A 24,252-nucleotide genomic window follows, 5' to 3' on the forward strand; every position below is an offset into this window, starting at 1 on the left:
GCGTGCCGCCTGGTCGATAATCGGCAGCGTGCTCACCGCAGCGGTTGCGCCTTGCGCCAGTGCCTGGGCCAGTTGCGCGAGTGCCTGGCTCATCCAGCGTGCCACCTGCTCGGCGCCTACGCCCTGCTGGGCCAGAACGCTCAAGGCAAAACCTTCGCCCAGGTCGTCGACACTGAGGGTCAGCGGGTAGTTGCTGCGTTCCTCCCCTCCCAGCAGGCGCACGCCTTGGCTGCCGGCAGCACGGCCAGCGGCACTGCTATGGCGGTAGTTGAACAAAGCGCTGAACAGCGGCGAAGACGCCGCCACGGCGCTGCAACGCTGGGCCAGGGCCAGCGAGGCATGCTCGTGTTGCAGCAGCGCAGACAGCCGCTGGTGGGTCAGGCGCACCGCCTGCACTACCGGCGTCGACAGGTCGATGCGCAGTGGCAAGGTGTTGATGAACACACCCAGTGCCCGGTCAGCCCCTGCACCGCCTTGCAGGCGGCCCATCAGCACCGTGCCGAAGACCACGTCGCTGCGGTTGGCCAGCACCCCCAGTACCCGCGCCCAGGCCAGGTGGGCCAGGCTGGCGACACTGACGCCCAGGCGCCGGGCCTGTTCGCGCAGGTTGCGGGCCAAGGTGGCATCCAGCTGCAGTTGGGCCTCTTCGATGGCATGCCCTTCGCCCTGCACATCGGCCAGGCCGAACGGCAGGGTGGGCTCATCCAGGTCACCCAGCATCTCGCGGAAGAATGCCTCATGGCCGGCATCGTCTGCCGCCAACCGCGCCTGGGCCACGTACGTACGGTACGGCACCGGCGCGGGCAGTTGTGCGCCCTGCCCGTCCATCAATGCCTGCATTTCGCCCGCGATGACCTCCATGGCGGTATGGTCCAGGGCCAGGTGGTGGAACTGCAGTATCGCCACCACCCGCTGGTTGCGCGGGTCGGCGGCATACACCAGGCGTAGCAAAGGTGCGCAGGCCAGGTCGAGGCACTGGTGGCGGGCATCGTAGCGTGCCTGCAAGGCATCGAGCACCGCTTCGCTGCCCAGCCCCTCGACAACGGTAACCGCCATGCGGGCCTTGCGCCAAACCACTTGTACCGCCTGCTCGAGGCCTTCGCTGAGCACAGCGGTGCGCAGGATGTCGTGGCGGTCGATCACCTGCTGCAGCGCGCCAGCCCAGCGCTGCAGGTCGACCAGGCTGTCGAACGCCAGGCGTGACTGCAGCAGGTACGGGTCGCCCTGCTCGGCGCTGAGGTGGTGGTAAAGAATGCCTTCCTGCAGCGGTGCCAGCGGGTAGATTTCCTGCACGTTGGCTGCACCACCCGGCACGCTGGCAACGATACGGTCGATGCTGGCCTGATCCAGTTCGATCAAGCTGAGCATCGCCGGGGTGATCACCTGGGCGTCGACCGGTACCCGGTTGGCCGGTACGTCCACCTCGCGCCCGCTGCCCACGGCAGCGGCCAGTGCCGCCAGGGTCGGCTGGGCGAACAGGACACGCACATCGGCAAGCAGGCCAGCCTTGCGCATGCGCTCGACCAGGGTTACCGCCAGCAGCGAATGGCCACCCAGTTCGAAGAAGTGGTCATGGCGCCCGACCTGCTCGACCTTCAGCACCTCGGCCCAGATGGCGGCCAGGCCAACTTCCACAGCCCCTTGCGGGGCCTCGAAAGCCCGGCTCACCAGGGCGTCGCTGCCCGGAAGCGGCAGTGCACGGCGGTCAAGCTTGCCGTTGGCGGTCAATGGCAGCTCGGCCAGGCACACGTAGGCAGCCGGCACCATGTAGTCCGGCAGCAGGCTTTGCAGGCGGCCGTGCAAGTCGGCGAGCAGCGGCGCTGCCGCGTGCGCGGTGAAGTAAGCCACCAGGCGTTTGTCGCCCGGGGCGTCTTCACGCAGGACCACGGCGCTGTCGCGCACGCCTTCGCACTGGCCGAGACACGCTTCGATTTCCCCGAGTTCGATACGGAACCCGCGCAGCTTGACCTGCTGGTCGGCACGGCCAAGGTAGCGCAGCGTGCCGTCGGCCTGCCAGCTGACCAGGTCGCCGCTGCGGTACATGCGCGCCCCTGCCTGGCCACTGAAAGGGTCATCGAGGAAACGTTCGGCGGTCAGCGCGGGCTGGCCGAGGTAGCCCAGCGCCACGCCATCGCCACCGATATACAACTCGCCTACGGCGCCCAGCGGGACCGGTTGCCGACGGGCATCGAGCACGTAGCAGCGGCCATTGCCGATGGGCTTGCCGATCGGAATGCTGCCTTGGCCCACAGCCGTTATTTCATGGGTGGTGCTGAAAGTGGTGGCCTCGGTCGGGCCGTAGCCATTGAGCAAGTGCTGCGGCGCACCGTCGCGCAGCACCCGGGCGATCACTGCCGGGTCCAGCACGTCGCCGCCCACCATCAGGTAGCGCAGCTTGGCGAAGGCTGGCAGCAAGGCATCGGCAAACTGGTGGAACAAGCCTGCGGTCAGCCACAGCACGCTCACCTGCTGGCTCACCAATACATCGCGCAAGGCCTCGCGGCACAGCACCTGCGGCTGGTCGATCACCACCACGCAGGCGCCGTTGAGCAGCGGCGCCCATACCTCCAGGGTACTGGCGTCGAATGACGGGTTGGAGGCGAAGGCCACCCGGTCGTCACGGTTGAACTCGGCAAAGCCGTTGTTGATGGCCAGCCTGACGATCGCCCGGTGAGGAACCAGCACACCTTTCGGCGTGCCCGTAGAGCCCGAGGTGTACATGACGTAGGCCGCGCTTTGCGCGTTCACCGCCAGGGCCGGTGCATGGTGGGGGCAGGCGGACAGGTCGCAGCGGTCCAGCTCTACCCGCACGGCCCCGCCGGTTTGCCCCTGGCTGGCGAGCGTCAGCAGTACGCGGGCCTGGCAGTCCTGGATCATGAACGCCTGGCGTTCAACCGGGGCATTGCTGTCCAGCGGCACGAATACCGCGGCGCATTTGCTCACGGCCAATTGCGCGGCCAGCAGGTCGAAGCTGCGCGGCAGCAACAGTGCCACCCGCTCACCTGGGTTTACGCCCAGGCTGAGCAGGTGGTGAGCCAAGCGGTTGGCATGCTCATCCAGTTGCTGATAGGACCACTCGCGCTGCCCGTGCACCACGGCGGTCGCCTGTGGCGTGAGGGCGGCATGGGTGCCGACCAGTTGGTGCAGCGCATGCTCGTGCGGGTAGTCTCGGCGGGTGGCGTTGAAGCCTTGCAGCAGCAGTTCGCGTTCGCCGGGCGCTAGTTGGCTGAGCGTATGCAACGGCGTGGCCGGGGCCTGTTGCAAGGCATCGGCCAGTTGCGCCAGGGCGGTCGCCAGCAGGCGGCAAACCTGCCCGCCGTCTACCTGCGACACCGCCTGCACGGTGAGCACCAGGCCTTCGCCCAGGTCATCGATGTTCACCACCAGTGGGTAGTTGCTCCGCTCGTGGGCGGCGATCTGCTCGATGCCCTGCCATGCCTGGCACAGTTCGACCTTGGCGGGGGCGCTGTGACGGTAGTTCAGCAGGCTGGTGAACAGCGCCTGGGTCGCCGGCACGCCGCTGCAGCGCTGGGCCAGGGCCAGCGACGCCTGTTCGTGGGCCAGCAGCCGCGCCAGGCGCTGGTGGGTAAGGCGCACGCCCTCGGCAGTGCCTGCGGCACCGACGCTGACGCGCAGGGGCAAGGTGTTGATGAACATGCCCAGCGCCCGTTCGGCACCTTCGCCGCCCTGCAGGCGGCCCAGCAGCACCGTGCCGAACACCACCTCTTCGCGGCCGGACAACTGCGCCAGTACTTGCGCCCAGGCCTGGTGCATCAGGCTGGCGACGCTCACGCCCAAGTGCCGCGCCTGCTCGCGCAAGCGCCCGCACAGTGCGGCATCCACGGTCAGGCGGCTGTCGTGTACGTCCCGGGTGTCACCGTGCGCATCGTGCAGGCCGTAGACCAGGGTGGGCTCATCGATGTCGCCCAGCAGTTCGCGGAACAATGCTTCATCGGCTTGGGGATCGGCGCCCAGGCGCGCCTGGGCCACATAATTGCGGTAAGGCACGCTGGCCTCGGCGAGCGGGCGGCCCTGCAGCACAGCCGTGATTTCCGCCACCAACTGCTCGACGGCGGCGTGGTCAAGGATGATGTGGTGGATCAGCAACGTGGCTTGCAGGCCCGTGTCGGTCTGCTCGGGCAACAGCCGCACCAGCGGGGCCTGGCCAAGGCCGATACCCGTGCAGGCGGGTGCGCAGTGCATGCTGGCGGCAAGCGACGGCACCGTATGCCAGACCACTTGCACCGGTTCTTCCAGGGTTTGCCAGTGAATGCTGGTGCGCAAGATGTCGTGGCGGGCAATGACCTGGTCGAGGGCGGCGGCAAAAGCGTCCAGTTCGGCTTGGCCAGGGAAGGCGAAGCGCGCTTGCAACACATACGGGTCGGCGCCGTCGCTGGCCAGGTGGTGGTAGAGAATGCCCTGCTGCAACGGCGCCAGGCCGTAGATGTCCTGAATGTTCTGGATACCGCCGGGCACCTGCGCGACCAGGGTGTCGATGGCCGCCTGCGACAGGTCGGCCAGCGGCAGCATGGCCGGGGTGATCGCCGTGGTCCCCCGGACAATACGGTTGGCCGGCACCGCCACGCGTGTGTCAGCGCCCAGCGCCGCGGCGAGCGCAGCCAGGGTGGGTTGGCCGAACAACACGCGGATATCGGCGTACAGGCCTTGGGCACGCAGGCGCGCGGTCAGGCTGACGGCCAACAGCGAGTGCCCGCCCAGTTCGAAGAAGTTGTCATGCCGCCCTACCCGCTCTACGCCCAGCAGCTCGGCCCACAGGGCCGCCAGCAGGTGTTCGGTGTCGCCTTGCGGGGCCTCGAACGGGCGGTCCTGGAGGGGGCCGGGGGCTGGCAGAGCCTTGCGGTCGAGCTTGCCGTTGGGGCTCAGCGGCAGAGCCTGCAGGTGCATGAACTGTGCCGGCACCATGAATTCGGGCAGATGGGTGAGCAATGCGCTGCGCAGGGTGTCCACCGGTTGTGCGTCGCCAGTGTAGTAGGCAACCAGGCGCTGGTCATGGGCCAGCACCACCGCCTCCTTGACGCCTTCGATGGCCGTGAGGCCGGCCTGGATTTCACCCAGTTCGATGCGCAGGCCACGCAGTTTGACCTGGTCGTCGTTGCGGCCGAGGTATTCGATGTTGCCGTCGGGCAGGTGGCGTGCCAGGTCACCGGTGCGGTACAGGCGTGCGCCGGGTACGAACGGGTCGTCGATGAAGCGCTCGGCGGTGAGTTCGGCACGGTTGAGGTAACCCCGGGCCACCTGCACGCCGCCGATGTAGAGCTCGCCGGCTACCCCCTGGGGCACCGGTTGCTGCTGGTCGTCGAGGATGTACAGGGTGGTGTTGGCGATGGGTTTGCCGATCGGGGTGTTGTCCGGGGAGGTGGTGCAGTGCCAGGCGCTGACATCCACCGCGGCTTCGGTCGGGCCGTAGAGGTTGTGCAGCTCGACGGTTGGCAGCTGAGCGTGGAAACGCCGTACCAGATTCCCCGGCAACGCCTCACCCGAGCAGATCACACGTATCAAGGGTAGGCGCGGCATTGTGTTGTGATCGGGCTGCGCGGCTGTCCCGGCGGTAATGATGTCGGTTTGGAAATCCTGGGGCCGCTGTGCGGCCCTTTCGCGACACGAGGCCGCTCCTACAGGGGCCTCGTTCGTCTTCGAGGGCTGGGAAGGCTCGGAATATTGATCATCAGGCACTGCTTCCCCGTAGGGTAGGCGCGGCATTGCGTTGTGATCGGGCTGCGTAGCAGCCCCGGCGACAGGGGCTGTCGAGGACAGGAACACGTCGAGCATCGAGGGTACGAAATGCAGGGTGGTGACGTGCTCGCGGGCGATTACCTCGCGCAGGTATTCGGGGTCACGGTGCCCACCGGGGCGGGCCATGACCAGCCGTGCACCGGTCTGCAACGGCCAGAGGAATTCCCACACCGACACGTCAAAACTGAACGGGGTTTTCTGCAGCACCACGTCGGCCGCATCCAGGCCGTAAGCGTCCTGCATCCACAGCAGGCGGTTGACGACACCCGCGTGCTCGTTCATCACGCCTTTCGGCAGCCCGGTCGAACCGGAGGTGTAGATCACGTAGGCCAGGTGCCGGGCATTCAGCCCTGCTACAACCGGGTCAACCACAGGCTGATCCGCCCAGCTCGGCTGGTCCAGATCAATGAGCAGACCCGCTTCCGGCACGTGCCGGGTAGCCGCATGCACCAGCACCGCCACCGGCGCGCTGTCGCTGAGCATGTGCCGCACGCGCTCGGCCGGGTAATCCGGGTCCACCGGCACATAAGCGCCACCGGCCTTGAGAATGGCCAGCAACCCCACCACCATCGACAAGCCGCGTTCGACGCAGATGGCCACGCGATCGTCCGGTTTGACCCCCAAGCCGATCAAGTGGTGCGCCAGGCAGTTGGCCTGCTGGTTGAGCTGGTCGTAGGTCAGCTCGCCCTCCTCGGCCCTGACCGCCAGCGCCTCGGGGGTGCGCCGAACCTGCGCCTCGATCAGGCCGTGCAAGGTCTGCCCGAGGTCGTAGGCGACGGCTGTGTCATTGAACCCGGCCAGCACCCGCTGGCGTTCCTCGGCCTGCAGCACCGGCAAGCGCTGCAACGCCAGTGCCGGTTCATGCTCCAGGGCCTGCACCATGGCCTGCAACACTTGCTCCATTTGCCCGCAGATACGCGCAGCGCCAACGCCGGCAGTGGTCATGGCCACCAGGCGGAAGCCTTCGCCCAGGTCATCCACGTTCAAGCTCAATGGGTAGTTGGTACGCTCCTGTCCCTGCAGCACCTCGATGCCGTCCCAGCCCTGGCGCTGCGCCGTGTCGGGCTGGGCACCGTGGCGGTAGTTGAGCATGGCGCTGAACAGCGGCAGCGGCGCGGCGACGCCACTGCAACGTTGCGCCAGGGCCAGCGAGGCATGCTCGTGGGCCAGCAGGCCACTGAGCGACTGGTGGGTGGCATGGGCCGCCTCGCGCAGGCTGACGCCGGCGAGGTCGATGCGCAGTGGCAGGGTGTTGATGAACATCCCAAGCGCGCGCTCGGCACCCTCGCCGCCCTGCAGACGCCCCAGCAACACGGTACCGAACACTACGCTGGGCTTGCCACTGGCCGCGGCCAGCAAACGCGCCCAGGCCAGGTGGAACAGGCTGGCCACGCTGATGCCCAACTGCCGCGCCTGGTGGCGCAAGCGGCCGGCCAGGTCGGCAGAAAGGGGCAACTTGGCCTCGTGGATGTCGCGGCCATCGCCTTGCACGTCACTCAGGCCGAACGGCAGGGTTGGCTCGTCGATATCAGCGAGCTGCCCACGGAAGAACGCCTCGTGCCCGGCCTGGCTGGTGCCCAGGCGCGCCTGGGCTACGTAGTTGCGGTACGGCACAGGGGCATGGGCCGGGGCCGCAGCGCCCTGCAGGTGGGCACTGAGCTCTTCGCCAACCACGTCGAGCGCCGTGTGGTCGAGCACGATGTGGTGGAACTGCAAGGTGGCCTCGATCGGGCCGTCGGCGTCGGTGTACAGCAGGCGCAACAGCGGCGCCTGGCTCAGGTCGAATTCAGTGCTGGATGGGCTGTTGTCGCCGCCTGCCTGCGCAACCGGTGCGACGGCCCGCAAGACCACTTGCACCGGTTGCGGCAGGCCCTCCCAAAGAATGGCCGTGCGCAGCACATCGTGCCGGGCGATGACCGCGTCCAGCGCGCTGGCGAACGCCTGCAAGCGTTCACGGCTGGCGAAGCGCAGCTTGGAGAACAGCACGTAGGGGTCGTGCTCGGCACTCAGATGATGATAGAGAATCCCCTCCTGCAACGGCGCCAACGGGTAGATGTCCTGCACGTTGGCGGCGCCGCCTGGCACCTTGGCGACAATAGCGTCGATGGCAGGCTGGTCGAGGTCGATCAGGCTGAGCAGCTGCGGGGTGATCTGCGTGCAACCGGATGGAATTCGGTTTTCCGGCACTTCCACACCTTGCTCGGCACCGAGCGTGGAGGCCAGTGCGGCAATGGTCGGCTGGCCGAACAAGGTCCGCACATCGACCTGCAAACCTTCCAGGCGCAAGCGCGCGGTCAGGCTCACGGCCAGCAGCGAGTGCCCACTCAGCTCGAAGAAGTTGTCGTGCCTACCCACCTGCTCAACCTCCAGCAGCTCGCGCCACAACCGCGCCAGCAAGGCCTCGGTGTGGCCCACAGGGGCCTCGTAAGGTCGCCCGTGCAAGGCCGTATCCGCCGCTGGCAGTGCCTTGCGGTCAAGCTTGCCGTTGGGGGTCAGGGGTAGCTGTTCAAGGTGGATGTACTGGGCCGGCACCATGTACTCGGGCAGCCGGGCCAGCAATGCCTGGCGCAGGTCATCGACCGGCTGTGCCGTACCCGTGTAGTAGGCGACCAGGCGCACGTCGTCCACCGCGAGCACAACGGCCTCGCGCACGTCGGCGAGTTGTGCAAGGCAGGCTTCGATCTCGCCCGGCTCGATGCGCAACCCACGCAGCTTGATCTGCTCGTCGCAACGGCCAAGGAATACCAGGTTGCCGTCCTGGTTCAGGCGCACCAGGTCACCACTGCGGTACAGGCGCTCACCTTCGACGAACGGGCTGGCGATGAAGCGCTGCGCCTGCTGCTCAGGCAGCCCCAGGTAACCCCGCGTTACCCCGGCGCCGCCAATGTGCAACTGCCCGGCCACACCATACGGCACCAGTTGGTCGTCGCTGTCGAGCACGCAGAGCCAGGTATTGTCGATCGCCTGGCCGATGGGCAGGCTGCCTTGAGGGAGCGCGGCATCTGGCTGCAAGGTCCAGGCGCTGCAGTCCACCGTGGTTTCGGTAGGGCCGTAGACGTTATGCAGGCGCACCTGCGGCAAGCGCTGGCGCACCTGGGCCGCCAGCGCTGCGCTCAGCTCACCGCCGCCACACACGATGTCGGTCAGGCTGTTGCAGTGGCGGCTCTCGGGCTGCTCGATGAACTGTTGCAGCAAGGCCGGCACGAACTGGACCACCGCCACCGCCTGCGCCTGCACCCACTGCACCAGGTAAGCCGGGTCGCGCTGGCCATCCGGGCGCGCCAGCACCAGGCGCAAGCCGCTGCACAGCGGCCAGAACAGCTCCCAGACCGAAGCATCGAAGCTGACCGGGGTCTTGTGCAGCACACCGCCCTCGCCCACGTGTGGGCACAAGCGGCGGCTCCAGTGCACCAGGTTGACCACGTTGCGGTGCTCGACCATCACCCCCTTGGGCACGCCAGTGGAGCCCGAGGTGTAGATCACATAGGCCAGGTGCCGGGCGCCCAGTCCGGGGATGCGCGGGTTGCTGATCGGTTGCTGCTGCCAGCACGGCTGGTCCAGGTCGACCCATGGCAGGTCCAGGGTGCCAGCGATGTCGCGCGTGGCACCGTGTACCAGCACGGCCAGCGGTGCGCTGTCGGCCAGCATATGGCGAATACGCTCGGCGGGGTAACCTGGGTCGACCGGCACATAGGCAGCGCCGGCTTTGAGAATGGCCAGCAGGCCAACCACCATGTTCAGCCCACGCTCGACACAGATCGCCACCCTGGCATCGGGTTGGGCCCCTAGCCCGACCAGGTGGTGGGCCAGGCGGTTGGCCTGTTCGTCGAGCTGGCGGTAACTGATTTCGCCTTCTTCGGCCACCAGCGCAACGGCATCGGGGGTACGGCGGACCTGAGCTTCGAACAGGTGGTGCAGCGGCTGCTCAAGGTCATGCGGCTGTGGCGCAGGGCGTTGCAGCAGCCGTGCGCGCTCCGCCGGGCTGAGCACGCACAACTGTTGCACCGGGGTGCCCGGCGCGTACTCCAGCGCGTCCAGCAGGCCGACCAGCACCTGTTGCATCTGTTCGCACAGGCGTTGCGCACCGACCTGCGCGGTGACCTGCGCACTGATGCGCAGGCCGTCACCCAGGTCATCGATGTTCATGCTGATCGGGTAGTTGCCATGCCCGCGCGGGGGTAATACCTCCACGCCTTCCAGCGCTTGCTCATGTGCCTGCAGCTCGCTGGCCGTGGCGCCATGGCGGTAGTTGAGCATGGCGCTGAACAGCGGTGTGGGCGCGGCTACGCCGCTGCAACGCTGGGCCAACGCCAGCGCCGCGTGCTCATGCACCAGCAGTGCCGCCAGCCGTTGGTGGGCCTGGCGCACCCCTTCGCGCACATCCAGGCCCTGCAGGTCGAGGCGCAGGGGCAAGGTGTTGATGAACATGCCAAGGCCGCGATCGGCACCGGCCCCACCCTGCAGGCGGCCCAGCAGGACGGTGCCGAATACCACGCTGGACTTGCCACTGGTGCCCGCCACCAGCCGTGCCCAGGCCAGGTGCAACAGGCTTGCAGCACTGACACCCAGCTGGCGCGCCTGGCTGCGCAGGCGCTGGTACGCAGCCGGTTGCAGGGCCACGCTGGCCTGTTCGAACTGGCTGGCCTGGAGCTGCAAGTCGGTCAGCCCATAGGGCAAGGTAGGTTCGTCGATATCGGCCAGTTGCGCGCGGAAGAACGCCTCGTGGTCAGCCTCGCTGACGGCCAGGCGTGCCTGGGCCACGTAGTTGCGGTAAGGCACCGGGGCCTGCGTGGGTTGCAGGCCGTGCAGGTGGTCGCGAATTTCAGCCAGCACCGCTTTCATGGCGGTGTGGTCGAGGGCGATATGGTGGAACAGCAAAGTGGCTTCGATGGGGCCCTCTGCGCCGTGATAGTGCAGGCGGATCAGCGGGGCCTGGCTCAGGTCAAAGGCGGTGCGGGTGGCCGCGCCTGTGGCAACCGGGGCGACCGTGCGCAGCACGACCTGGACCGGCTGTGCCAGGCTGTCCCAGAGCACGGCGGTGCGCAGCACATCGTGCCGGGCGATGACCTTGTCCAGGGCGCCGGCAAAGGCTTGCAGGCGGGCCAGGCTGTCAAAGCGGATCGGCCATTGCAGCAGGTAGGGGTCTTCGCCGGTCGCACTCAGGTGGTGGAAGAGAATACCTTCCTGCAACGGCGCCAATGGGTAGATATCCTGCACATTGGCGGCGCCGCCAGGTACCGCTGCAACAATGCGCTCCAGCGACGCCTGGTCCAGGGTCAGCAATGGCAGCATGTCCGGGGTGAGCTGTGTGCAGCCAGGCGCAATACGGTTTTCCGGCACGGCCACTTGCCGGTTCTGGCCTATGGCAGATGCCAGCGAGGCGACCGTGGGCTGGCCAAACAGCACCCGCACATCGGTGGGCAGGCCTTGTTGGCGCAAGCGCTCGATCAGGCTCACCGCCAACAGCGAGTGGCCACCCAGCTCGAAGAAGTTATCGTGGCGCCCTACCCGGTCGACACCCAGCACATGCGCCCATATGGCCGCCATGGCGACTTCGGTCTCGCCCACAGGGGCTTCGTAGCCGTGCCCGACCAGGTCGGTAGTGTCCGGGTCGGGCAGCGCGCGGCGGTCGAGCTTGCCATGGGGGGTGAGCGGCAGTGTTTCCAGGCGCATCAGCGCCTGCGGCACCATGTAGGCCGGCAGGCAGGCTTGCAAGGCCTGGCGCAGGTGGTCGACCGTCACAGCGGCGCTTACGGTGAACCAGGCCAGCAGGCGTTCGTCGCGGACCAGCACCACCGCATCACGCACGCCCGGCTGGGCAGCCAGCGCGGCCTCGATCTCGCCCAGCTCCACGCGCACACCGCGGACCTTCACCTGGTCGTCATTGCGGCCCAGATAGTCCAGCGTCCCGTCGGTATTCCACCGCACCAGGTCACCGCTTCGGTACATCCGCGCGCCCGGCAGGCGGCTGAACGGGTCGGCCAGGAAGCGCTGTTGGGTCAGCTCAGGGCGGTTGAAATAGCCCCGTGCAACCTGCGCGCCGCCAATGTACAGCTCGCCAACCACACCGGCAGGCACCGGTTGCCGGCGCTCATCCAGCACATACACCCGGGTATTGGCGACGGGTTTGCCGATGTGCAGCGCCGCACCGGGCTGCAAGGCCCCCGAAGTCGCGACCACGGTGGTTTCGGTGGGGCCGTAGTTGTTGACCACGGCAAAGCCAGGGTCGCGGTCGAACTGGCGCAGGCGGTCGCCACCCACCAGCAGGGTACGCAGGGTCGGGTGCTGTATCGGGCGACGCAATGCCTGCTCGGCCACCGGGGTGGGCAGGAAGCTCACCGCCAAGGGCTGTTGCTGCCACCAGTCCAGCAGTTCCTCCACGTGCTCGTTGCCGACCGCTGCCGGCGGCAGGTGCAGGGTGGCCCCAGCGCACAAGGCCGGCCAGACCTCCCAGGCCATGGCGTCAAAACCGAAGCCGGCCACGCTCGAGGTACGGGTACCGGGCTGCACGGCAAATGCCTGGCAGTGCCAGTGCACCAGGTTGAGCAGGGTGTGGTGCTCGACCATCACGCCTTTGGGTTGGCCGGTGGAGCCCGAGGTGTAGACCAGGTAGGCCAGTTGCTGGGGACCCAGCCCAGGTACTTGTGGGTTGTCGCTGAGGCGGTGGTAAGCCGCTGGCGAATCCAGGTCGAGCCGAGGGACAGCGGTCGGCAGCCCGGTGGTTTGCGTATCGGCCAGTACCAACCGTGGGGCACTGTCGGCCAGCAGGTAGGCAATGCGCTCGGCCGGGTACCCCGGGTCTACCGGCACGTACGCCGCGCCGGCCTTGAGCACCGCCAACAGGCCGACAATGCGTTCGCAGTGGCGCCCGAGGCACAGTGCAACGCGGTCACCACACTGTACGCCCATGGCGATCAGTTGGTGCGCCAGCTGGTTGGCACGCCGGTTCAGCTCGCCGTAACTGAGCGTTTCCCCACCCTGGCTTACTGCGCTGGCGTCTGGCGTGCGGGCGGCCTGGGCCTCGATCAACGCCTGCACCGTGGTCGCCGGGGGGAAGGCTTGCGCGGTGGCGTTGAAGCGGCCGAGCAACTGCTGACGGGCGTCTTCGTCGAGGATGGACAGGCCGTTCAGTGGGGTGCCCTGGCTGAGCTCCAGGGCCTGGACCAGTTCGGCGACGGCGTTGCACATCCAGGCCGCCACCCGCGCCGCGCCAATGCCAGGCACAGCCAGAACGCTGAACGTGAACCCTTGGCCCAGGTCGTTGACGCTGAGGGTCAAGGGGTAGTTGCTGCGCTCTTCGCCACCCAGCAGCCGCACCCCCTCCCATATGCCCTCGCCTTCACGCGGCGCATCGTCGGCACTGTGCCGATAATTGAGCAAGGCGCTGAACAACGGCGCCGAAGCGGGCACGCCGCTGCAGCGCTGGGCCAGGGCCAGCGGTGCGTGCTCATGGGCCAGCAGCGCTGCCAGGCTGCGGTGGGCGGCGCGCACGGCGCTGGCCACTGGCTGCCGCGTGTCGACCCGCAGCGGCAAGGTATTGATGAACATGCCCAAGGCGCGGTCGGCGCCCTCGCCCCCTTGCAGGCGGCCCATCAGCACGGTGCCGAAAACCACGTCGTCGCGGTTGGCCAGCACGCCGAGCACACGGGCCCAGGCCAGGTGCATCAGGCTTGCGGCGCTGACCCCCAGCTGCCGGGCCTGGCTGCGCAAACGCCCGGCCAGCCCAGAGTCGAGGGCTTGCGTGGCACTCTGCACAGCACGGCCGTCGCCCTGCACGTCGGCATGGCCCAACGGCAAGGTCGGCTCCTCGACGTCGGCCAGCATGTCGCGGAAGAACGCTTCATGCCCGCCCTGGTCGCCCAGGCAGGCCTGGGCCACATAGTTGCGGTACGGCACCGGCGGCGGCAGGCTGTGGCCCTGGCCGAACAGCAGCGCCCGCATTTCACGGGCCACCACGTCCATGGCGGTATGGTCGAGGGTGAGGTGATGGAACAGCAGTACCGCCACGACTTGCTGGTTGGCCGGGTCGAGGCTGTAGTACAAGCGGGTCAGCGGGGCCTGGCCCAGGTCCATGCGGTGGTGGCGGGCGTCGAAGCGCGCGTGCAACTGGTCGATACGAGCCACGCCGGGCTGCTCGGGCAGGTCATCGACTTCATGAACACCCAGCAGTGCCTCGCGCCATACCACTTGCAGGGGCTGCGGCAGGCCCTGCCAGAGCACGGCCGTGCGCAGGATGTCGTGGCGGTCGATCACCTGTTGCAACGCCCCGGCCCAGGCCAGCAAGCGCTCCACGCTGTCGAATGCCAGGCGCGTCTGCAGCAGGTAGGGGTCGCCTTGCTCCGCGCTCAGGTGGTGGTACAGCACCCCCTGCTGCAGCGGTGCCAGGGGGTAGATCTCCTGCACGTTGGCGGCGCCGCCCGGCACACTGGCAACCACCTGGTCGATGACCGTCTGCTCCAGCTCGACCAGGCTGAGCATGCCCGGGGTGATGCGCTCGGCGCCCGGCGGGACGCGGTTGGCGGGCACGGCGATTTCCGCACCGGCCCCCACGACAGCGGCCAACGCCAGCACGGTCGGTTGGGCAAACAGCACCCGTACATCAATGACCATCCCTGCGCCACGCAACCGCTCGACCAGCGTAACGGCCAGCAGCGAATGGCCGCCAAGTTCGAAGAAGTTGTCCTGCCGCCCCACCCGCTCGACACCCAGCACCTCGGCCCAGACCTGCGCCATGGCCGTTTCGGTAGCGCCTTGCGGCGCCTCGTACTGCTGGCCGAACAGTTCGCCAGTGGCCGGTTCCGGGAGCGCGCGGCGGTCAAGCTTGCCGTGGCTGGTCAACGGCAGTTCGGCCAGGCGGGTGAACGCCACCGGCAGCATGTGTGCAGGCAGGCAGGCGCGCAGCGCCTCGCGCAGGGTATGCGGGTCCAACGGGGTGGTTTCGGTGTACCAGGCCAGCAGCCGTTCGCCGCGGACCAGCACCACGGCGGCGTCGACGCCCGGTTGCGCCGCGAGGGCGGCTTCGACTTCACCCAGTTCGACCCGCACCCCGCGGATCTTCACCTGGTCGTCGTTGCGCCCGAGGTAGTCAAGGGTCCCATCGCTGTTCCAGCGCACCAGGTCGCCGCTGCGGTACATGCGGGCATTGGCCTGGGAGCTGAACGGGTCGGCCAGGAAGCGCTCTTCGGTCAATGCTGGGCGGTTGAAGTAGCCACGCGCCACTTGCGCACCGCCGATGTACAGCTCGCCGGCGACGCCCACGGGCACAGGTTGCAGGCCCTGGTCGAGCACATAGAGCCGGGTGTTGGCAGTCGGTCGGCCGATGTGCAGTGCATTACCTGGGCTGAGCAGCCCCGAGGTGGCCACGACGGTAGTCTCGGTCGGGCCGTAGTTGTTGACCACGGCAAAGCCTGGGTCGCGGTCGAACTGGCGCAACCGGTCACCACCGACCAGCAGGGTGCGCAAGGTGGGGTGCTGATGCTCACGGCGCAAGGCCTGCTCGGCCACCGGCGTAGGCAGGAAGCTGACCGTCAGCGGCTGCTGCAGCCACCAGTCGAGCAGTTCGTCGACATGCTCGTTGCCAATGTGTGCCGGTGGCAGGTGCAAGGTGGCCCCGGCGCTCAGGCTTGGCCACACCTCCCAAGCCATGGCATCGAAGCCGAAACCGGCAAGGCTGGAAGCCTGGCTGGCGTTGCCCACGGCAAACGCCTGGCAATGCCAGTGCACCAGGTTGGCCAGGGCATGGTGCTCGACCATCACCCCTTTGGGTTGCCCGGTGGACCCGGAGGTGTACACCAGGTAGGCCAGCTGCTGCGCATCCAGCCCCGGCACCTGGGGGTTGCTGTTGTCGGTGGCATAGGCCTCGGCCTGGTCCAGGTCCAGCCGCGGCACAGCGCCGGGCAAGCCGTTGACGGTGGTTTCCGCCAGCAACAGCAGCGGCGCGCTGTCGTCGAGCAGGTAGGCAATGCGGGCGGCCGGGTAACCCGGGTCAATCGGAACGTAGGCCGCACCGGCCTTGAGCACGCCAAGCATGCCCACCAGCCGCCTGGCGTTGCGCGGCAGGCACAAGGCGACCCGGTCACCCAGTTGCACACCCCGCGCGCGCAACTGGTGGGCCAGCTGGTTGGCCTGGCGATTGAGTTCACCGTAGCTCAGCGCCTGGCCGGCCTGCAGCAGCGCCGGCGCGTCGGGTATATGGGCAGCCTGGGCCTCGACCAGCGCATGTACGGTGCTGCCCTGCGGGTAGTGCCGGGCGCTGTCGTTGAACCGTTGCAGCACCTGCTCGCGCTCCTCGGCCGGCAACACGGCCAGCGCTTGCAACGGCGTGCCCGGTGCCTGTTCCAAAGCCTCCACCAGGCTGGCCAGCACCTGTTCGAACTGCGCGCACAGGCGCGGCGCATGCCATTGGGGCAGGCTCTGCACCGTCAGGCGCAGGTCCTCACCCAGGTCATCGACACTGACGGTCAGCGGATAATCGGTACGTTCTTCGGCGCCGACAATATCGATGCCGGGGGCAACCGGTATGATCTCGGCCGCGTCGCCCGCGTCACTGTGGCGGTAATTGAGCATGCTGTTGAACAGCGGCGCCGGTGCGGCCACGCCGCTGCAACGCTGGGCCAGCGCCAACGATGCCTGCTCATGGCCGAGCAAGGCGCTGAGCCGGCGATGGGTGGCCAGCAGCCCGTCGCGCACGCTGTGCTGGCCCAGGTCGATGCGCAGCGGCAAGGTATTGATGAACATACCCAGCGCCTGCTCGCCGCCAACTCCGGTGGTCATGCGGCCCAGCAACACGCTGCCGAACACCACGGCCTGGCGTGCCGAGAGCTGGCCGATCAACCGGGCGAAACCCAGGTGCAGTACGCTGGCCGGGCTCACCCCCAACTGCCGGGCCTGGGCACGCAGGCGCTGGCTGAGCGCCGGCGCCAGGGTCAGGCGTGCCTGCTGCAGGGGCTGGTCGACCTTGTCCTGCTGGCCGAAGGCGAGCGTGGGCTCATCGATGTCACCCAGCATTTCACCGAAGAAACGTTCATGGGCCTGTTCGTCGAGGGCCTGGCGCGCTGCCGCCAGCACATTGCGAAACGGCATGGGTGGCGGTAGCTGCGCACAGGTGCCGGCAAGGTGGGCCTGCAGTTCGCGGCGCACGATGTCCAGCGCGGTGTGGTCCATGATCACGTGGTGGAACATCAGCAGCGCGACCCATTGCTCGCCCTCGCCCTGGGCATGCACCAGTTGCATCAACGGCGCCTGGCGCAGGTCGAGCCGGTAGTGACGCGGGTCGAAGCGCTGGCACAGGCTGGCCAGTGCGTGGCTGCCGGCCAGCGGCAAGGCCTCGCGGACCAGTGCAGCTTCACGCCAGACCACCTGTACCGGGTTGTCCAGGTACTCCCAGTGCACGGCGGTACGCAGAATGTCGTGCCGCTGGATGACCCATTGCAGCGCCTGGGCAAAGGCCTCCAGGTGCTCCTTGCTGGCAAAATGCAGTTGCACCTGCGACAGGTACGGGTCGCCCTCGCTGGCGGCCAGGTGGTGGTAAAGCATGCCCTGCTGCAACGGTGCCAGCGGGTAGATGTCCTGCACGTTGGCAGCACCGCCCGGCACCTGCTCGACAATGCGGTCGATGGCGGCCTGGTCCAGGGTTACCAGTGGCAGCATGTCGGGGGTGATGCGAAAGGCCGGGCTGAGCCAGTCGTCATCCTGTTCGGCAAGCATCTCCAGCAAGGCCGGCTTGTGCCGTGACAGCGCCTCCCACAAATGATCGTCCAGGGTTTCGTCGTCACCGAGGACGATCAGGTCCTGGTCTTCACGCTGGAGTCGAATTGCACGGGTGGAAAGAGCTGCCATCAGTTCGCTGAAGTGCATCGGTAAGCATCCTGCTTTGCCTGGAAATAAGGTTGGGGGACACGCTAATGGATCGTGACCGGGCGGTCTGACATGGAGAGTGGGGACAATTCGAGCCTGCGCGGTGCATGGCACCGCCCTGGGCTGATGGCAGGAAGGGTGAAGCAGCCCTGCGCGATGCAAGGCTGCGTTCATGGCAAGCGCCGGTCAGAGGCGCCGGCGCTTGCCCAGGCCAGGGATGGTGGTTTGTGGCACCACCACGGCAAGCTGCTCGCGCTGGGTGCTGGCCGCCAGCCCCGCCAATGTCGGCTGGCTGAACAAGGTTCTGGCGTCCACATGCAACCCGGCCTGGCGCATGCGCGCCACCAGGCTGACCGCCAGCAGCGAATGCCCGCCCAACTCGAAGAAGTTGTCGTCGCGGCCCACCTGTTCGATCTTCAGCACCTCGGTCCAGATCGCGGCCAGCGCTGTTTCCAGTTCGCCCTGCGGGGCCTGGTATTCACGGCTGATCACGGCCTCGGCATCCGGCGCCGGCAGCGCGCTGCGGTCCACTTTGCCATTGCGGCTCAGTGGCAACGCCGCCAGGCGCACGAAGGCCTGCGGCACCATGTATTCGGGCATGCGCGCCAGCAGGTGGCTGCGCAGCGCCTCCAGCGCCGGCGCCGGCTGGCCATCGTTGCAGGTGAAGTACGCCACCAGGCGCTCTTCTCGCATCAGGACCACCGCCTGCCCCACCGCCGGGTAGGCGGCCAGCAACGCTTCGATTTCCCCCAGTTCGACGCGCAAACCCCGCAACTTGACCTGGAAGTCGTTGCGCCCCACGAAGTCCAGTTCGCCGTCGGCGCGGTAGCGCACCAGGTCACCAGTACGGTACAGGCGGTCGCCTTCGACGAACGGGCTGGCAATGAAACGCTCGGCCTGCAAGTGCGGCAAACCCAGGTAACCGCGCGCTACGCCGACACCGCCGATGTGCAACTGGCCCACCGCCCCCAGGGGCACCGGCCGGTCGTGCGCGTCCAGCACATACAGCCGGGTGTTGCTGATCGGCCGACCAATCGGTGGTGCCTGCGTGGGTAAGGGTTGCTGCGCTTGCAAGGTCCACGCGGTGCTGTCCACCGTCGCCTCGGTGGGGCCGTAGACATTGTGCAGGCGCACGCCGGGCAAGCGTTGCCGCACGCTGTGCACCAGCGCCAGGGTCAGCTCGCCGCCGCCGCAGAAAATATCGGTCAGGCTGGTGCAGCGCTCCACGCCCGGCTGCTCGAGGAACTGATGCAGCAGGGCCGGTACGAACTTGACGACGCTGACCTGCCGGGCCTGAATCAGCTGCACCATGTACGCCGGGTCACGGTGGCCGTCCGGCCGCGCCAGGACCAGGCGCAGGCCGGCAGTCAAGGGCCAGAACAGCTCCCACACCGAGCCATCGAATGTGCACGGCGCCCGTTGCAACAGCGCATCCCCAGGTCGCGGCGGGCAGATTTGCGACCCCCAGTGCATCAGGTTGCACAGCCCACGGTGCTCCACCATGACCCCCTTGGGGGTGCCCGTGGACCCCGAGGTGTACATCACATAGGCCAGTTTTGACGGCCCCAGCCCCTCGACCTGCGGGTTATCGGCCGGGTTGGCCTGCCAGCTGTGCGCGTCCAGGTCGAGCCAGCGACAGCCCAGGCCGGCGAACAGGCCCTGGGTAGCCCCGTGCACCAGCACCAGGGTTGGCGTGCAGTCCTGCAACATGAAGCGCAGGCGTTCCTGCGGGTAGCCGGGGTCCAACGGCACATAGGCACCGCCGGCCTTGAGCACGCCAAGCAAGGCGACCATCAGCGAAATGCCGCGCTCCACGCACACAGCCACCCGGCTGTCCGGGCCGACCCCTTGGGCAATCAACTGGTGCGCCAGGCGGTTGGCCTGGGCATTCAGCGTTTGGTAGTCCAGGCTGTCGTCGCCCGCCTGCAGGGCGATGGCCTGTGGCGTGCGCCGAACCTGGGCCTCGAATAACGCAGGCAGGGTCTGCCAGGTTGGGCTGTGCGGGTCTTCGGTGCGGTTCAAGCCCTGCAACAAACGCTGCAACTCGTTGTGTGGCACTGCACACAGGGCCTGCAGGCCCTCAGTGCTGCCGCGGGCAAGCGCATCGGCCAATTGCTGCAGGGCGTTGAGCACGAAGTCCATGACCCGTTGCGCCCCGATCGCACGCGGCGCACGCACGGCCAGTTGCAGCGTATCTGCTTGCTCATCCACGGTCAGCACCAGCCCGTGGCTCTCGACCTCGCTGGCCTCGACCAGCGCTACACCGGGCAGCACCTGGCCGAACGGGAGGCTGCCCTGGCGGTAATTCACCAGGCTGTCGAACAGTGCGCTGCCTGCGGGCAGGCCGCTGCAACGCTGGGCCAGGATCAGCGGCGCATCCTCATGCGCCAGCAAGGCGGCCAGCCCGGCATGGGTTTCACGCAGCGCCTGGCCGGGTGCACGTTGGGCCAGCGGGACACGCAACGGCAGGCTGTTGATGAACATGCCCATCGCGCTGCCGGCACCGGGGCCGGCCATGCTGCGCCCCAGCAGTACGGTGCCCAGCACCACCTCGTCACGCCCGCCGAGGTTGCCCAGCACCTGTGCCCACGCCAGGTGCAGCAGGCTGGCCAGGCTGGCGCCCTGTTGCCGTGCCTGCTGGCGTAACGCGGCAACCTGTTCGCCGGCCAGGCGATGGTCGCAGCGCTCCAACTGCTGCTCATCGACTGGCGCCCCGCCATAACCGGGGATCGGTGCTTGCGGTTCGATACCGGCCAGTTGCGCCCTGAAGAAGGCAGCGTGACCGGCCTGGCGCTCGGCCTGGGTGCTGGCGGCGACATAGTCGCGGTAACCCACTGGCGTGGCCAGGCCCTCGCCCTGCCCGGCCATGCAGGCTGCCAGCTCACCCAGCAGCACCTGCAGCGATACCGCATCGTTGACCAGGTGATGGAAGCGCAACAAGCCCAGCCAACGGCCCTGGTCGGCATCCTCGCTGCACACCAGCGCCATCATCGGCGCCCGGCGCAGGTCCAGGGGCTGGCGTTGCGGGTCGAAGTGGCTGCGCAACTGCGCAGCGGGGCCGTGCCACTGCTCGATTGGCAGGCGCGCCTGGCGCCAGACCACCTGCTGCGGGTGCTCCAGGCCTTCCCAGCACAGGCTGGTGCGCAGAATATCGTGGCGCTCGATCACCTGCTGCAGGGCAGCGGCAAAGGCTTGCAGTTGTGCATGGCTGGCGAAGGCGAACAACGCTTGCTGTTGGTAGGGGTCGCGGGCGTCGGCAACATGGTGGTAAAGCAGCCCCTGCTGCAGAGGGGCGAGTGGGTAGATTTCCTGCACATTGGCGGCCCCACCGGGCACCGTGGCCACGATGCGATCGATGGCAGCCTGGTCCAGTTCGGTGAGTGCCAGCATGCCCGGGGTAATGCGCTGGCAACCCGGCGGTACCTGGTTGCCCGGCAGTACTGGCTGTTCGACCCGAGTCACGCTGGCAGCCAGGCTGGCCAGGGTCGATTGCCCGAACAGCACCTGCACGTCCGCCTGCCAGCCCTGCTGGCGCATGCGTTCGATCAATTGCACGGCCAACAGTGAATGGCCACCGAGTTCGAAGAAGTGGTCCTGGCGCCCTACCCGTTCAACCTGCAGCAACTCGCCCCACAGCTGCGCCAGCTGTTGTTCGACTGCGCCTTGCGGCGCTTCATGTTCGCGGCGCACCTGGCTGTTTTCGTCGGCGTGCGGCAACGCCCGGCGGTCGAGCTTGCCATTGGCGGTCAGCGGCCAGCGCTCAAGGCGCACGAAGGCCCCCGGCAACAAGGCGACCGGCAGCCGTTCACGCAGGTGCTCATGCAACGCCCGCGGCGTCACCGGCAGGTCGGCGATGAACCAGGCTTGCAGCTGGCCATCGCGCAACATGACCACGCTTTCGCGCACGGCCGCATGGCGGGTGAGCGCGGCCTCGATCTCAGCCAACTCAACCCGCACCCCACGGACCTTGACCTGGTCGTCGTTGCGCCCGAGGTACTCCAGCGTGCCGTCGGGTAGCCAACGCACCAGGTCCCCGGTGCGGTACAGGCGGGCGCCCGGCTCGCGGCTGAACGGGTCGGCAACAAAGCGCTCGGCTGTCATCTGCGGGCGGTTCAGGTAGCCACGGGCTACCCCCTGGCCGCCCACATACAGCTCGCCCGCGGCACCGGGCGGCAGCAACTGGCGCTGAGCATCGAGCACATAGAGCCGGGTATTGGCCACCGGCCCGCCGATATGCAGCGGCCTGCCCGCCAGTACTTCGCCCGAGGTGGCCACCACCGTGGTTTCGGTGGGGCCGTAGTTGTTGACCACGCGGTAGCGCTGCTCGCGGGCCAGGCGGCGCAGGCGGTCGCCGCCGACCAGCAGGGTGTGCAAGGTGGGGTGCAGCTCGCCCTGGGCAAAGGCATGCTCGGCCACAGGGGTGGGCAGAAAGCTGACGTCCAGCGGCTGCGCGCGCCACCAGGCGAGCAAGGCGTCGATGTCTTCGGCCCCGTCGCGCACCGGTGCCAGGTGCAAGGTCGCGCCGCTGCACAGCGCCGGCCAGATCTCCCAGGCCATGGCATCGAAGCCGAAACCTGCCAGGCTCGATTGCTGCCGCCCAGGGCCGAGGTCGAAGCTGCTGCAGTGCCAGTCGACCAGGTTGGCCAGCATGCGCTGCTCGACCATTACCCCTTTGGGCAAGCCGGTAGAGCCGGAGGTATAGATGACATAGGCAAGGTCTGTGGGCGCTTGTGCGGCGAACTCGAACGCCCCGGCGGGCGCTGCGGCCCAGTCGAAGCGGTCCAGTTCGATCTGCGCCAGGGTGTGGGCCGGCAGCCGATCCACCAGCCGGGACAGGGTCAGCAGCACCTCCGGGGCGCTGTCCTGAAGCAGATAGGCAAGCCGCTCACGGGGGTGCGCAGGGTCTATGGGCACATAGGCAGCGCCGGCCTTGAGCACGGCCAGCAACCCTACCAAAGTATCCAGCCCGCGCTGGGCGATCAGCGCTACCCGGCGTTCGGGCCCAACGCCCAGGCCCGCCAAGTGCTGCGCCAGCAGTTCGGCGCGCCGCTCCAGTTCGCCATAGGTCAGCGCCTGGTCATGGAAGCGCGCCGCCACTGCGGCCGGCCGGGCCTTGGCCTGGGCCTGGATGCGCTGCTGAATCAGGCCCACAGCCGCCACTGGCATTTGCGTGGCATTCCACCGCTCGAGCGCAGCGTGCTCAGGCGCGGTAAGCAGGTCGAAGTCGCCGGCTGTCGCCTGCGGCTGTTGCAGCCCTTGCTCCAGCACGTGGAGCAGGCGCTGCGCCAGGGCCTGGGCTTCATCGTCGGTAAACCAGGCGCGGTTGTGCACCACGTGCAGCATGGCTGCGTCGCTGTGGCTGTTGCAGCGCAGGTGGACACTCAGTGGCGTGGGTTCGTGGCCGTTGCAGATCATCACCGTATGGCCAGGCGCATCGGTGATTTGCAGTGCGTTGCTGTCGTCCTCGAACGAGACCATCAGTTCGAACAGCTGCGGCCGTTCTTCGCGCAGTGTGCCAAGGCTGCGGTTGAGCTCACTGAGGGCGAAGCGCTGATGGCGAAAATCCTGCTTGAGCGCATCGCGGATGCCCTGCACCAGCGTGGCGAACGAGCACTCGCGGGCAAAACCCAGGCGCAGCGCGCTGACCTGGGTGAACAACCCCAGGGTCGCCTTGAAGCGCGCGTTGCCGCGGTTGCGCACCGGCAGCCCGACCACCCACTCGTCGCGCTGCCAGGTACGCGTCACGCAGACGTGCAAGGCGGCCAGCAGCACGTGCAGCGGCGAGGCTTGCAGGTCGGCAGCGCAGCGGCGCATGCGCGCCAGCAGTTGGCGGTCGAACGGCTGGCGCTGCGCGCCACTGGGCGTGGCGGTTGCCGCGCTCGCGCGTTCGCGCGGGGCCAGCAGGGCATCGGGCAACTGCTGGTACTTGGCCAGCCAGTAGTCGCGATCGCGGGTTTGCCGCGCGGATGCCTGGTACTGGGCGTCGTCCTCGATGAAGGCTGTGTAGGACGCTGCCCCGTGCGGCAGGGGCAGGCCTTGCTGCAACAGGCGGTAATGGTCTGCGAGCTGCTTGAACCACTGGTCCACACCCCAGCCATCGAGGATCAGATGGTGGGCTTGCAGCGCCAGCAGGTAACGCTGTTCGCCAATGCGGATCAAGGTGGCCGCCCATAGCGGGCTGGCGGCATCCAGCTGATAAGGGGTGCGCATTTGCGCCTCGAGCAAGCCTGATGCAGCTGCGAAAGGCTCGCTGGCCTGGCGCAGGTCATGCCGGCCCAGGGTGACCGCCATGTGCGTGGCGAAGTACTGGCGGGCAAGCCCGCCCTGCGTGACCAGCACCGTTCGTAGGCCATCGTGCTCAGCCACCAGGTGCTGCAGCGCCTGCTGCAGCAGCCCGGCATCCACATTCCCTTGCAACTCGACGTACGCCCCGATGTTGTACAGCGGTGAGTCGCCATGGCTGATCTGGTCCAGCCAGATGTCACGCTGGGCGATGGTCAGGGCGAAAGTGTCTGGGGCAGGCATGATTCGGCAGGTCCGTCTGGTTGATCATCCGCGCATTCAAGCACCGCTGCCGACAGCTGTATGGCCTGCCAAACCCGGACAATCGGGGCGCGCGGGCGGCCTGCTGAAAAACGTGTA

Annotated in this window: 1 protein-coding gene and 1 pseudogene (1 of these 2 only partly in view); both read right to left on the reverse strand. The window is 67.8% G+C overall.

The genetic code is table 11. The features are described 5' to 3' along the window. Positions 1-17,610, reverse strand: a pseudogene (locus DMX12_RS30290) (non-ribosomal peptide synthase/polyketide synthase) (it extends 5,020 nt beyond the left edge of the window). 186 nt (positions 17,611-17,796) lie between these two features. Beyond that, positions 17,797-24,135 carry a non-ribosomal peptide synthetase gene (locus DMX12_RS10995; protein WP_110677523.1) on the reverse strand — a complete coding sequence of 2,113 codons (6,339 nt, stop codon included), beginning with the start codon at positions 24,133-24,135 and terminating at the stop codon, positions 17,797-17,799. Between the last annotated feature and the right edge of the window lie 117 nt (positions 24,136-24,252).

The organism is Pseudomonas sp. MB-090624 (assembly GCF_003205245.1).
Taxonomy (GTDB): Bacteria; Pseudomonadota; Gammaproteobacteria; order Pseudomonadales; family Pseudomonadaceae; genus Aquipseudomonas; species Aquipseudomonas juntendi.